Source organism: Halomonas sp. 7T (assembly GCF_025643255.1).
Lineage (GTDB): Bacteria > Pseudomonadota > Gammaproteobacteria > Pseudomonadales > Halomonadaceae > Vreelandella.
Window position 1 is genome coordinate 424851 of record NZ_CP087112.1, and the last position, 13324, is coordinate 438174.

Consider the following 13324-nt stretch of genomic DNA (forward strand, 5'->3'; position numbering starts at 1 on the left):
TGAAGATACGGTTCCGCCTTAGCATTATCGGGGATTTATCCGTTAGCTTTAACAATTATCGTTAACCAAGCCTGAGTAACTTCATCAACCAGCGACGATAGGGTGGCCTAATAAGCCGGCTAGAGGGTCGTTTGGCTTGATAAAAAAGGCCACGCAGGTGACTAAAGCGTTCAAAACCATGACGCCCGTGGTAAGCCCCCATGCCGCTTTCGCCTACGCCGCCAAAAGGTAACGAAGAAACCGAGTGATGAAGCAGCGTTTCATTAAATACTAGCGCCCCAGAGCGGGTGTGGTGGCGCAACCTTAGCTGGAGTGCTTTATCGTCTGTAAATGCGTAAAGCGCCAGTGGGTGAGGGCGAGCATTCACATAGGCGATGGCATCATCGATGGTTTTAACGCCAATGACGGGCAGGCAGCGGCCAAAGATCTCCTCGCGCATCATCGCTAAGTCTTTGGTGGGGTCAATAATCAGCACGGGCGCATGGGGGCCTGCATCAATAATGCGACAGCCGTGGTCGCGGGCTTCTTCCAGCAGGTCATCAAGGCGCTGATGATGACGCTCGTTAATGGCAGAAGTGGCTTCTTTATCGTTGGGTCGCTGCTGGGCGATGGCTTGGCTTAGCGCTTTAATCAAAGCGTCCAGACTGCGGCTTTCTACCAAAACATAGTCGGGTGCGATGCAGGTTTGCCCGGCATTCATGCCTTTGCCAAACACAATGGCGGCGGCGGCGCGCTCGAGATCAGCGTCCGCGGCAACAATGGCGGGCGATTTACCGCCAAGTTCAAGAGTCACCGGCGTTAAGTTGGCAGCGGCTGAAAGGGCGACGCTTCTGCCTACCTGGGTGGAGCCCGTAAAGAGGAGGTGGTCGAACGGCAGGGCGCTGAACGCTTCTGCTACCTCTACACCGCCTTCAATGACGCTCAACTCCTCTTCAGTAAAGTATTGAGGTATCAACTGGGCCAGCAGTGCACTGGTATGCGGTGTATGTTCGCTGGGCTTAAGCATGACCACGTTGCCTGCGGCAAAGGCATCGATAACCGGCATGATGGCCAAGCTCCACGGGTAGTTCCACGGCGCCATCACCCCGACGATACCCAGTGGCTGAGGCACAATGCGTGCTTTAGCGGGCAGTAGCCGCCAAGGCATGCTTGCCCGCTTAGGTCGCATCCAGTGCCAAAGCCGCAGACGGGTGTAGCTAATGGCGTGTAGGACGCTACTGATTTCAGCGAGGCGAATTTCGGCGTCGCTGCGTTTGCCAAAATCGGCCTGAATGGCGCGCACAATGTCGTGCTGGTGGCGCTTAGTCATACGGGCTAAACGCGCCAACCGTTCACGGCGAACGCTAAGGGTAGGGAAGGGGTCCTGTTCAACGGCATGCTGCTGAGCGTGGAATACACCGGTTAGATCGCGTTTCATGGCCTCTCCTTGATAAACGCACGATGAGATACGCCATAGCAAAAATAAATAAGAGATCGCGTAGTCATCGTCGTTGAGCGCTATGGGTAATGGTAGAGTGTTGGCGTAAACACTGTCGGTTGTTTTGCGTTTTGACTGCCGGCTGTTTTAGCCGACGCCCTTGAGGGACGCCATGCCAGCACGCTCGTTATCATTCGCTATTCTACCCGCCATTGAGGCTGTCGCGGCAAGTCAATGGGACGCGCTGGTGGGTAACGAACAGCCATTTCTTCGCCACGCTTTTTTGCAAGCCCTAGAGGGCAGCGGCTCGGTGAGCAGCGTAACCGGGTGGGAGCCGTGTCATTTAAGTGTTTGGCAGGCTGACCGGCTCGTGGGGGCGCTGCCCATGTACCGCAAACATCACTCTTATGGTGAATATGTCTTTGACTGGGGATGGGCTGAAGCGTTAGAGCGTGCCGGAGGGCACTACTACCCTAAAGCGCTAAGCGCTATCCCTTTTACGCCGGTGCCGGGGCCGCGCAGCTTGGTTGCCGGAGATGTGAATGCCGATGCAGTACGCGAGCAGTTGGCGTCGGCCTGGCAAGCCCAATGTGAAGAGTATGGGCTTTCAAGCTGGCACCTGCTGTTTGCTGAAGAGCAGGAAGTGGCTGCTTGGCAGCGTCAGTTTCCGGGGTTGATGGCTAGAGAAGGGGTTCAGTTTCAATGGCGTGACCGGGGATTTAATGACTTTGACGGTTTCCTGGCGAGCCTTACCTCTAAGCGCCGCAAAATGATCAAACGAGAACGCCGTTTGGTGGCAGAGCAAGGGTTTACCATGCGGCGCTTAGAAGGGCGCGCTATTACCCAAGACGCCATGACGCATTTTTATCGCTGCTACACCATTACCTATCACGAGCGCGGCAGGCCTCCTTATTTAAACCAAGACTTTTTTGAGCGCTTACGCCATACCATGCCTGAAGCGCTGGTGCTGGTGCAGGCACTATTGGATGGACAGCCGGTAGCCGCGGCGCTCTGCTTTCGAAGTGAAACAGCGCTTTATGGCCGCTACTGGGGGAGCGAAGTAGTGGCTGACTGCCTGCACTTTGAAGCCTGTTACTACCAGGGCATTGAGTACTGCTTGGCGAATGGCTTAACGCTGTTTGACCCAGGAACCCAGGGCGAGCATAAGCTGGTGCGTGGTTTTGCCCCTCAGCGCGTGCGTTCGCTGCACTACATAGCGCACCCGGGGCTAGCAGCCGGCGTGGCTCAGTTTTGTCAGCAGGAAGCCGCGCATATCAAGGCCTACCGTCAGGCCGCAGCGCAGGCGCTGCCGTTTAAGTAACGGTTGGGACAACCCTGTCTTAATCTGCTATTTAGCGCTTGGCATGCTCGCTGGGCAGTCCACCTTAATGGCATAATGCGCGGCGTTTAGGCCGTCAAAAAGGAACTCGGTGATGCATAAATGGCTCGTGGTTGCGCTACTTGCCGTGCTGGGGCTGCTCCAATACCAGCTGTGGCTAGGTAACGGCGGCTGGCAGGATCTTCAGCAGGTAGAAGAGCGCGTTGCCGTGCAAGAAGCGGCCAATGTTCCCCTGCGCGATCGCAATGCTCGGCTAGCGGCTGAAGTCACCGACCTGAAAACGGGCCTGGATGCTATTGAGGAGCGTGCGCGCAGCGACATGGGCATGGTACGCAGCGACGAGCAGTTTTTCTGGGTGCCCGGTGTGGCCATTGAAGCTGAGTTGATCGGTCTTAATGCCGGCTTAGTGGCGCAGCCATCCCTGGTGGATGAAGAGGGAGGCCAATGAATCGCTCACTCTGGCTAATTGTGCCGGCCGCGGGGCAGGGTAAGCGTATGGGCGCCGATAAGCCTAAGCAGTACCTAACCATTGCCGAAAAAACCATACTGGCACATACCCTTCATCGTCTGCACGCCGCCTTTCCTGAAGCACAGCTAGTGCTCTGCTTAAACAGCAATGACCCATGGTTTGACCCAGCGTGTGTGCCGTTCAAGCAGTGGCAGCGGGTTAGCGGTGGTGCCGAGCGTATGAACAGTGTATTGAATGCATTGCGGGCGATACCGGCCAACCCCAGCGACCTCGTCATGGTGCATGATGTAGCGCGACCCTGTATCACCAGCGCTGATTTGCATGCACTTTATCAGGCCGCTAGTGAGCATCCTGACGGCGCGCTACTGGCGATGCCGGTGGCCGACACCATGAAGCGTGCCAATGCAGCGCAGCGCAGCATGACCACCGAGCCACGCGACGGGCTATGGCACGCGTTAACGCCACAAAGCTTTCGCTATGAGCTGCTACGCACCGCCCTTGAGCATGCCATTGAAACGCGCTGTGTGGTCACCGATGAAGCCTCCGCCGTCGAGGCGTTGGGTAAAACGCCACAATTAGTCAGCGGGCGGCGCGATAATCTAAAAGTTACCCATCCCGATGATCTTCACCTTGCTAACGCGATCATGGCGTCGCAAGCGGCCTGTGTGACTGAAAGGAGCGTTTAATGCGAATTGGTCATGGATTCGATGTACACCGTTTTGGGCCTGGCGACCACCTAATGATTGGGGGCGTAAAGCTACCCTTTGAACAGGGGTTTGTTGCCCATTCCGATGGTGATGTGTTGTTGCATACGGTCAGCGACGCGTTGCTGGGGGCCTGCGCATTAGGCGATATTGGCCGCCATTTCCCCGATACCGACCCCACCTGGGAGGGTGCCGATAGTCGTGACTTACTGCGCCGCGTGGTGCATCTTGTGCGTGAGCAGGGCTTTGGTGTGGTTAACTTGGATGCCACGCTGATGGCACAGGCACCTAAAATGGCGCCGCATATCGATGCCATGCGGAGGGTGATTGCTGAAGATCTAGGCGTGGACGTAGGGCAAGTAAATGTAAAAGCCACCACCACCGAACGGCTAGGCTTTACCGGACGCGGTGAGGGAATTGCCGCTGAAGCCGTGGTGTTAGTCGAGCGGTTAGAGGCGTTGAATGCTTAATTTATCGCCCTGGCAGCGCTTGCAGGATAGCTATTTGGGGGCGCCTAAGCCGGGTCAGTACCGCGCCCAGCCAGAAGATTTTATTGTCGACGAGCAGCTCGACTTTACCCCTGAAGGCCATGGGGAGCACCTGTGGTTGCGGCTTGAAAAGCGGCATCAAACCACGTTAGATGTGGTCAAAAGCGTTAGTCGGCTATGCAGTGTCACGCCTAGAGACATCGGCTACTCCGGTATGAAAGACCGTATTGCGGTCACTCGGCAATGGATAAGCGTTCACTTACCTGGGCGAGAGGCGCCGGCGGAACTCTCGACAGCGCTGGATGCCTTGGGTATTAAGGTGTTGGAGCAGGTGCGCCACCCCAGAAAGCTTAAACGCGGTGTTCATCGCACCAACCACTTTACGCTGATGTTGAGCGGTGAAGCGGTGCAGGCCGATGATTTTGAGCAGCGGTGGCAAGCGCTGTGTACCGACGGCGTAGCCAACTACTTTGGCCCCCAGCGTTTTGGCCCCGGTGGGCGTAACCTGCAGCGTGCACAAGCACTGCTCGCCAAGGGCTGGCGCAAGCGTGATGACCGCCAAGGGATGATGCTTTCAACCGCGCGCAGTTTCTTGTTTAACGAGTTATTAAGTGCCCGAGTAATTGATGGCACGTGGTGCCAGCCCTTATCTGGCGATACGCTAATGCTTGACGGCACCCAGAGCGTGTTTAGTGTGGATGAGGTTGATGATAGCTTAGTCGCACGCGCGAGAGCGCTGGATATTCACCCAACCGGCGTACTGTGGGGTGTCGGCGAAAGCGCACAGCAGCAGAGAGCCGCGTATGAGTCACGGCTCTTGGCGCAACACCCCAAGCTATGTGAAGGCTTGGAAAAAAGCGGCGTTAAGCGTTCCCAGCGAGCGTTGCGGGTTAGGCTGCTGGCGCCTCAGCTGCGTAGAGAGCAAGACGCGGCAGTGCTCTCCTTCGCACTGCCACGGGGTAGCTTTGCGACGGCAGTGGTCAGCGAGTTGATTGAACATCCTGATTTTGCGTAACGCATCATCCAGGGCAAAACTGAACACGGTTTATCTTAAGGAGACGCTGATGCGGCGACTGCTGCTTTCCAATGATGATGGTGTCCATGCGCCGGGGTTACGAGCACTGCATGATGCATTAGCGGCCCATGCCAACCTGCGCGTGGTGGCCCCCGACCGCGACCGCAGCGGCGCCAGTAACTCGCTTACGCTGTCACGGCCGCTCTCATTAACCGCCTTAGATAACGGCTTTTACAGTGTCGATGGCACGCCAGCGGACTGCGTCTACCTGGGTGTTAACGGCGTTTGGAATGAGAAGCCTGACCTAGTGGTATCGGGGATTAACCACGGAAGTAATCTGGGTGATGACGTGCTCTATTCCGGCACCGTAGCCGCAGCAATGGAGGGGCGTAATTTAGGCATGACGGCTATCGCCATGTCGCTGTGTGGTGAGCGTCATTTTGCGACAGCAGCCAAAGTGGCGGCCAGTTTAATTGGGGCTGCCGAGCAGCTCTCGCTGCCGCCGCGCACGCTGCTAAATGTGAATGTTCCGGATGTGCCGTGGGAAGAGATCAAAGGCGTTAAAGTGACGCGTTTGGGCTATCGCGGGCCGGCAGAAAAGCCTGTGCCGCTCAAAGACCCCAGAGGGCGTACACGCTACTGGATCGCGCCGGTGGCGGCGAACGCTGACGACGGAGAAGACACCGACTTTGCAGCGATTGAAGCGGGGTACGTTTCGATTACCCCTCTCCAAACTGATCTAACGCGCCACCCCGCGCGCAGTGATGTGCAGGATTGGTTGGATGCCTTTGCCTGAATTATCACTTGGCGAGCTGCGCGGGCGGGGGATGACCTCTCAGAGAACCCGCGACCGCATGGTTGAGCGCCTTGTTCAACAGGGGATCCGTGATACGCGTGTCTTGGATGTTATGGCCAGCGAGCCTAGGCACCTGTTTGTCGATGAGGCCCTTGCTCACCGCGCTTATGAAGATACCGCGCTGCCCATTGGATTTGGTCAGACGCTCTCGCAGCCGCTGACCGTTGCACGAATGACAGAACTTGTGCTGCGCGCGCAGCCGCGCCGTGTGCTAGAGGTGGGCACCGGTTCTGGTTACCAAGCGCTTATTTTGTCGCGGTTAGTGGATTCGCTTTACTCCCTAGAACGTATTTACGCCCTGCACGAGCGTGCTGCAGAGCGGCTATGGCGGTTAGATGCAGAAGCGGCGCTTGCGGTATCCGATGGTGGCGATGGCTGGCCGACGGCAGCACCGTTTGACGTTATTTTATTAACCGCCTGCGCCCAGTCGCTGCCAGAAGCGCTGCTTGAACAGCTTAGCCGCGATGGAATGTTAATTGCTCCGTTAGAAGAACCTGATGGCAGCCAGTGGCTTACCCAAGTGAAGCGCATTGGTGGCGCCTTTGAAAAGCGGCGGCTTGAACCCGTTCGCTTTGTACCCCTTTTGCAAGGAGTGGTGGATTGAAGCGGCGATTTTTAGGTCTATTTTTTAAAGGCGCTGGAATGGGCGCTGCTGACGCGGTGCCCGGTGTTTCGGGCGGCACCATTGCGTTTATTACCGGTATTTATGAAGAGCTGATCAATACGATTAAGCAGTTTGGGCCCAGTGCGCTGTTTGCGTGGCGTCGCCAAGGTTGGGCGGGCTTAAGCCAGCACTTGAACTTAACCTTTTTGGTTCCGCTGCTCTTAGGCATCGCGGTCAGTCTGTTCAGCGTGGCTCATTTAGCGCTCTGGCTCATGGAGGCTTACCCACTGTTGCTGGATGGCTTCTTTTTTGGCTTAGTAGCGGCCTCTGCACTGGTGGTTGGCAAAGCGGGGCAGGGCTGGAAAATCTGGTATTTGTTGCCGTTAGCGGTTGGCTTACTCTTAGCGCAAGCCTTGCCCGCGATGATGCCATTGGTTCTGTTGGTCGGCAATGAAGCGCTGGTGGTCATGCTGGCCGGTGCCATTGCTATCAGTGCCATGCTGCTGCCCGGCGTTTCTGGTAGCTTTTTATTGCTCACGATGGGACTCTACGGCACCATCATGGGCGCTATCCGCAGTTTCGATATAGTCATCATCGCCCTGTTTGGCGCGGGCTGCATCGTGGGGCTGGCGCTATTTTCCCGGCTGCTTTCGTGGCTGCTGAGCCGCCACCACGGCTCCACGTTGCAGCTGTTGCTAGGCTTTATTATCGGTTCATTACCAGTGCTTTGGCCTTGGAGAGAACTGGTACGCTACCAAATTGGCCCTGAAGGACAAATGATTCCGCTCGCTCACCGCTATTTATTGCCGGATGACTACGCAGTGCTGACCGGGGCTTCAGCACAACTTGTCGGCGTGGTGGCGCTGATGGCCGTTGGTGCGCTCTTGGTAGTATTACTTAATCGCCGCGCAGCGGTTCACGGCGTAACATCTGAAAAGAGCGCTGCCGAGCACCATTTAACAGATAACGCACGCGGCGTTGAAAAGGAGTAGGGTTTGCATGCGTAAGGTTTTCATGATGTCTGTGTTGGCGCTGGCTATTAGTGGCTGTGCAAACCAACACCAAAATACCCCTCAAGTACGTGATTTAAGCGACGCACGCCGCGCAGTCGATAGCTCGCCGCAATACACCGTGAAGGCGGGAGATACGCTGTATGGTATCGCGTGGGAGCATAATCTTGATTATCGGCAGCTGGCTGCGCTTAACAACATCCCGGCGCCTTATCAAATCCATCCAGGGCAAACTATTGCGCTGCGTGAAGGGGCAGACGTTGCCGCTAATCAATCAGGGGCTGCCGCTAGCCGACCAGCCTCCGGCGCAGTAGCAACGGGGTTGAGGCCGCAAGCGACGGCTGTTGCTACCAACGATCAAAACATGGACTGGTTATTACCTGATGAAAGCGCGATTGAACGCAATCAACGTATAACTGCAGAGCGCTCAGCGGTAGAGGCCGCCGAGCAAGTCGCTCAGGGTGAAGCCCCTAGCCGCTCCGCTGTAGAAGAAGCATCAAGCGTTGAAGCCTCCCAGCCCGCCGCGCAAGAGCAAGCTTCAGCTCAGGAACCTGTACCAGAGCCTACGCCCGCTGAGCCTGAGCCTCCGCGTGCACCTGAACCCGAGCCTGTGGTCGAACAGCCGACTCAGACGGCGCAAACTGACCGCTCCTCGCGCACCTTCACACCCGTTGAGAATATTAACTGGCGTTGGCCTACCGATGGCGAGGTAACCGGTGAGTTTGGCCAGGGGGGAGCCATTACTGCCGGGATTGATATCGCTGGGCAAAAGGGGCAACCTGTTAGAGCGGCCGGTCCGGGGATTATTGTTTATGCAGGTAGTGGTGTGCGTGGTTATGGCAATTTGATTTTGCTGAAGCACAACGACCAATACCTTAGCGCCTATGCCCACAATGACAGCATAAACGTCAAAGAGAATGATGTGGTTGAGGCGGGCGAGGTGATCGCTACGATGGGGGATAGCGATGCCGATAGCGTTAAACTTCACTTCGAAGTGCGTCGCGATGGGCAGCCTCAAGATCCGCTGAACTATTTACCGTCTCGCTAACCACGGATTTGGTTCGTTAACGACGAATCAGTTCCGTTAACGGTCAAGCCGCGGTATAAAAAGAGATGCAGTAAACATAGCAAATGCTAGGCAATTGGCCAGCGGGTAATACCTGATTAGTCAAATCAGGCGTCATATAACAACAACGGTGAACGCGTACAGGGAGTACAACCACTTTCACTTTAAATGGCGGGAAGGTGTAACAACGGGGGTTAAGACTATGAGTATGCTGGAGAAGGATCTGCAGGAGATTGACCTAAACGCGGTAGAAGAGGCGGTGGACGAACCTGATGATGATATTACCGCAGAGGAGGAAGCCTTCGAGAAAGCCTTAGGCCGTGAAGACCGTCAATCGACTCAAAGCTTGGATGCAACGCAAATTTACCTCAATGAAATCGGCTTCTCGCCGTTGTTGACGCCTGAGGAAGAGGTCTATTACGGTCGTTTAGCACGCAAAGGCGATGCCCTTGGCCGTTCTCGGATGATTGAGTCAAACCTGCGGCTGGTGGTTAAGATTGCTAGACGTTACCTTAATCGCGGTTTGACGCTTCTAGATCTGATTGAAGAGGGTAATCTAGGGCTTATTCGTGCGGTTGAAAAATTTGATCCTGAGCGGGGTTTTCGTTTTTCAACCTACGCGACCTGGTGGATTCGCCAAACCATAGAGCGCGCCTTAATGAACCAAACGCGCACCATTCGTTTGCCAATTCACGTCGTCAAAGAGTTAAACATCTACCTGCGTGCAGCGCGGGAGTTGACCCAGAAGCTGGATCACGAAGCCACTGCAGAAGAGATTGCTGACCATCTTGATAAGCCCGTGGAAACCGTCAAGAAAATGCTGGGCCTCAATGAGCGTGTCTCCTCGGTAGACTACCCCATGGGTGGAGAGAGCGATAAGCCCTTAATTGATACGCTGGCCGACGATGACGTGCAGGGACCAGAGGGGCGATTAGTTGATGGTGATGTGCGTGAACACGTTGACCATTGGCTTGATGAGTTAAGTGAAAAGCAGCGTGAAGTTGTCGTGCGTCGTTTTGGCCTACGAGGCCATGAGGCCGCAACGTTAGAAGAGGTAGGCGCGGAAATAGGCCTAACCCGAGAGCGAGTGCGTCAAATTCAGGTAGAGGCCCTGAAGAAGCTTCGTCGTTCGCTTGAAAAGCAGGGGTTATCTCTCGCGTCTATCTTCGAGAGCTAACCGCTAGAGTTTAAGGCCTGATAAGGCCATGTTGATGAAAACAGCACCAAATAGCGCACCGAGTCGATCACTCGGTGCGCTATTTTTAGGCTCAGCCTGTTTATGAATACACATTGAATAACGGTAAGTGAGAAACGTAATGCGCCCGCTAGTGGCCCATATTGATTTAGACGCTCTGCGTCATAATTACCGGCTGGCGTGCCACTGCGCACCCCAAAGCCGTTCGGTAGCGGTGATTAAAGCTGACGCCTATGGCCATGGTGCACTTATGTGTGCCCGTGCTCTGGAAGCCGATGTGCCTGCTTTTGCTGTGGCCAGCATCGAAGAGGCGCTTAGCCTGCGCTCAGGTGGTATTACAAAGCCGATTATTCTCTTAGAGGGGATTTTTAGTGCCGATGAGCTGGCACTGGTTGACCAGCATGGGTTTTGGGTTAGCGTGCACAGTGAGTGGCAGGTCGCCGCATTGCTGGCCTTTTCACCTCGCCAGCCCATCCCGGTGTGGCTTAAAGTCGACTCAGGAATGCACCGGTTAGGCTTCTCTCCAGAAGAGGCTCCAGCGGTGTGGCAGCGGTTGGTTAACGCACCACAGGTAACTGCCCTGCATTTAATGAGCCACTTTGCGACGGCAGATGCCCGTGAAGGTAGTTACTTCAACCAGCAGATGGCGATCTTAAAAAAGCTGGCCGAGCTGTTGAACGCTCCTCTTTGTTTAGCTAATTCGCCGGCCACCCTCGCTTGGCCCACCGCCCACGGTGACTGGAACCGCCCAGGCATAATGCTCTACGGCAGCGACCCGCTGGAAGACGCAAATGCAATTACCCAGCAGCTACGCCCAGTTATGTCGTTGCGCTCGGAAATTATTGCCCTGCGTGAATTGGCAGTAGGTGAGCAGGTGGGCTATGGCGGCCGATGGCGTGCCGAGCGGCCGTCGACAATCGCGGTGGTGGCCGCAGGCTACGGCGACGGCTACGACCGACACGCGGTAGATGGCACTCCGGTGTTGGTTAACGGTAAGCGCTGCGCTATCGCCGGCAAGGTCTCAATGGATATGTTAACGATTGATGTGACCGAGATTCCCGATGCCGCGATTGGTAGTGAAGTGGTGCTGTGGGGGGCATCCCGAGGGGGCGAAGTACTATCGGTTGATGAAGTAGCCCAGTACTGCGATACGATCAGCTATACCCTGCTAACCGGAGTATTGCCCAGAGTCCCACGCCGCTACCAAGGGCTCTGTGTTTAAACGGTTATATGTATGTCAAAAAAGTCATACCCTCGGTCATTTGCTCACCCTCGCTACTGGCTTACCTGGTTAGCCATCGGCTCAATGTACGTTGTGGCCTGGCTCCCCTGGTCATTGAAGCTAGGCATCGGGAAAGCCCTTGGCCTATTAGCATGGCGCTTTGTTAAACGGCGCCGGCAGATTACGGCCACGAATATTGCTCTCTGCTTTCCAGAAAAAAATGCCGCGCAGCAGCGACAGCTGGTTAAAGAAACCTTTATTGCCAACGGGATTGGCCTGGTGGAAACCGCTACGGGGTGGTGCCGACACCCGGAAAGCCTGCGCCATCGCGTCGCGTACAATGGACAGGAGCACCTCATCCGCGCAAAGGCACAGGGTAAAGGGGTGCTGGTGGTCGGCATTCACTTCTCAACGCTGGACTTAGGCGGTGCCTTACAAACGCTGTTTACGCCGGCGGATGTCGTTTATCGACCGCATAATAATCCTTTGTTTGAACGGTTTATGACCCGTGCGCGTTCCCGTCTGTTTGGGCAGGCGATTGATCGCCACGATCTGCGCGGCGTCATACGACGGATTAAGGCGGGACATACTGTCTGGTATTCACCGGATCAAGATTTTGGCCGCGATGTCAGCGTCTTTGCACCGCTCTTTGGCCAGCAGGCAGCCACTATTCGCCTAACCGGCAAAATTGCCCGTATGACGGGGGCTCCTGTAGTGCCTATCATGTTTCATCGCAATCCTGATAACCGCAGCTATACGATTGAGTGCCTGCCTGCATTTGATAATTTTCCAAGTGGGGACGACGTGGCCGATGCTACCCGGGTTAATGAATTTATTGAACGTGCTATTCGCAAACATCCAGAGCAGTACTTGTGGCTTCACCGGCGGTTTAAAACGCGCCCGGAAGGAGAGATGGGTTTTTACTAAGTCATTGGTTTAGCTATAATAATGAGTGAGACTGCTTCGTCGCCGCGACATAAGAGAGCAGGCCTCAAAGCGACTTTAACTTCTTGTTATGCCATAAAAAAAGCCAGCGAAAGCTGGCTTTTAGTGTTTCGGGACGGCGCTTAGTCTAAGTTGCGAGAGTAGAAAATCTCCAGCATCTCTTTTCGCAGGCGGCTTTCGATGTCCCGCGCTTCTTCAAAGGTGATGTCGCGGCGTGAGGTGCCAAACAGGTAGTTATCCAGTTCGAAATCTTTCAGCAGCATCTTGGTGTGGAACATGTTTTCTTGATACACGTTCACATCAATCATCTGGTAAGCCTGCTTGGTGTCTTCTGCGAGGTAGTCTTGGATGGAGGTGATGTCGTGATCAATAAACAGCTTTTTACCGTCCACATCGCGGGTAAAACCGCGTACGCGATAATCCATGGTGACGATATCGGAATCAAAGCTGTGGATCAGGTAGTTTAGCGCTTTAAGCGGGCTGATATGGCCACAGGTAGAGACGTCGATATCCAAACGGAAGGTGCTGATGCCGTTATCTGGATGTGACTCGGGGTAGCTATGCACCGTGACGTGGCTTTTATCCAGGTGAGCGACAACGGTTTCGGGCAGCGGGCCAGGGCCAGGCTCGGTCTGCTCAAGGCTCGGTTCATCCAGCTCGTGTTCAGCGATAAGGATGGTGACGCTGGCCCCGTGCGGCTCATAATCTTGACGCGAAATATTCAGCACGTGCGCGCCGATAATGTTCGTGACGTCTTTAAGAATCTGCGTCAAACGTTCGGCGTTGTAAAGCTCATCGATATAGTCGATATAAGCCGCACGCTGCTCTTCGGTTTTGGCGTAACAGATGTCGTAAATATTAAAGCTCAACGAGCTAGTCAGGTTGTTAAACCCGTGGAGTCGGAGATTATCTGACACGTCCGAACCTCCCTATGGCAGATGAAGACACCCCGACGAGCCAGCGCCGGAACCGATAAATACTTGTCACCGTGCTT

At 55.2% G+C, this 13324-nt stretch carries 14 protein-coding genes; 12 read left to right on the plus strand and 2 right to left on the minus strand.

The window, feature by feature from the left end; genetic code table 11:
* Positions 1 to 61: 61 nt before the first annotated feature.
* Positions 62 to 1417, minus strand: coding sequence for an aldehyde dehydrogenase family protein (locus LOS15_RS01995; RefSeq protein ID WP_263067761.1), 1356 nt, complete (start codon positions 1415 to 1417; stop codon positions 62 to 64).
* 172 nt (positions 1418 to 1589) lie between these two features.
* Here LOS15_RS01995 and LOS15_RS02000 point away from each other — a divergent pair, with 172 nt between their 5' ends.
* From LOS15_RS02000 to lpxL, 12 genes are all read left to right on the plus strand, one after another.
* Positions 1590 to 2738 carry a GNAT family N-acetyltransferase gene (locus tag LOS15_RS02000; RefSeq protein WP_263067763.1) on the plus strand — a complete coding sequence of 383 codons (1149 nt, stop codon included), beginning with the start codon at positions 1590 to 1592 and terminating at the stop codon, positions 2736 to 2738.
* A gap of 112 nt (positions 2739 to 2850) precedes the next feature.
* A complete protein-coding gene (gene ftsB, locus LOS15_RS02005; RefSeq protein ID WP_263067764.1) occupies positions 2851 to 3204 on the plus strand; it encodes a cell division protein FtsB in 354 nt (117 codons plus the stop codon).
* Positions 3201 to 3911 (plus strand): 2-C-methyl-D-erythritol 4-phosphate cytidylyltransferase, encoded by a 711-nt coding sequence (ispD, locus tag LOS15_RS02010; protein ID WP_263067765.1) that lies wholly within the window; start codon positions 3201 to 3203, stop codon positions 3909 to 3911. The genes ftsB and ispD overlap by 4 nt, the downstream gene beginning before the upstream one ends.
* Positions 3911 to 4399, plus strand: coding sequence for a 2-C-methyl-D-erythritol 2,4-cyclodiphosphate synthase (ispF, locus tag LOS15_RS02015; RefSeq protein WP_263067767.1), 489 nt, complete (start codon positions 3911 to 3913; stop codon positions 4397 to 4399). Before ispD ends, ispF begins: the two co-directional genes overlap by 1 nt.
* Positions 4392 to 5432 carry a tRNA pseudouridine(13) synthase TruD gene (truD, locus tag LOS15_RS02020; protein WP_263067769.1) on the plus strand — a complete coding sequence of 347 codons (1041 nt, stop codon included), beginning with the start codon at positions 4392 to 4394 and terminating at the stop codon, positions 5430 to 5432. The genes ispF and truD overlap by 8 nt, the downstream gene beginning before the upstream one ends.
* A 49-nt stretch (positions 5433 to 5481) precedes the next feature.
* Positions 5482 to 6228 carry a 5'/3'-nucleotidase SurE gene (surE, locus tag LOS15_RS02025; protein WP_263067770.1) on the plus strand — a complete coding sequence of 249 codons (747 nt, stop codon included), beginning with the start codon at positions 5482 to 5484 and terminating at the stop codon, positions 6226 to 6228.
* Positions 6215 to 6892 carry a protein-L-isoaspartate(D-aspartate) O-methyltransferase gene (locus LOS15_RS02030; protein ID WP_263067771.1) on the plus strand — a complete coding sequence of 226 codons (678 nt, stop codon included), beginning with the start codon at positions 6215 to 6217 and terminating at the stop codon, positions 6890 to 6892. Before surE ends, LOS15_RS02030 begins: the two co-directional genes overlap by 14 nt.
* Positions 6889 to 7884, plus strand: coding sequence for a DUF368 domain-containing protein (locus tag LOS15_RS02035; protein ID WP_263067772.1), 996 nt, complete (start codon positions 6889 to 6891; stop codon positions 7882 to 7884). The genes LOS15_RS02030 and LOS15_RS02035 overlap by 4 nt, the downstream gene beginning before the upstream one ends.
* A gap of 7 nt (positions 7885 to 7891) precedes the next feature.
* Entirely contained in the window at positions 7892 to 8950 is a 1059-nt protein-coding gene (locus tag LOS15_RS02040; protein WP_263067773.1) for a peptidoglycan DD-metalloendopeptidase family protein, read from the plus strand.
* A gap of 220 nt (positions 8951 to 9170) precedes the next feature.
* Complete coding sequence (gene rpoS / locus LOS15_RS02045; RefSeq protein ID WP_263067774.1) at positions 9171 to 10145, plus strand: RNA polymerase sigma factor RpoS; 975 nt, start codon at positions 9171 to 9173, stop codon at positions 10143 to 10145.
* Positions 10146 to 10284: 139 nt separating this feature from the next.
* A complete protein-coding gene (gene alr, locus LOS15_RS02050; protein ID WP_263067775.1) occupies positions 10285 to 11385 on the plus strand; it encodes an alanine racemase in 1101 nt (366 codons plus the stop codon).
* Between the two features lie 12 nt (positions 11386 to 11397).
* Complete coding sequence (gene lpxL, locus LOS15_RS02055) at positions 11398 to 12312, plus strand: LpxL/LpxP family Kdo(2)-lipid IV(A) lauroyl/palmitoleoyl acyltransferase (protein ID WP_263067776.1); 915 nt, start codon at positions 11398 to 11400, stop codon at positions 12310 to 12312.
* A 140-nt stretch (positions 12313 to 12452) separates the two neighbouring features.
* On the opposite strand, the gene speD is transcribed toward lpxL, so the two are convergent.
* Complete coding sequence (gene speD, locus LOS15_RS02060; protein ID WP_263067778.1) at positions 12453 to 13247, minus strand: adenosylmethionine decarboxylase; 795 nt, start codon at positions 13245 to 13247, stop codon at positions 12453 to 12455.
* Positions 13248 to 13324: the final 77 nt, after the last annotated feature.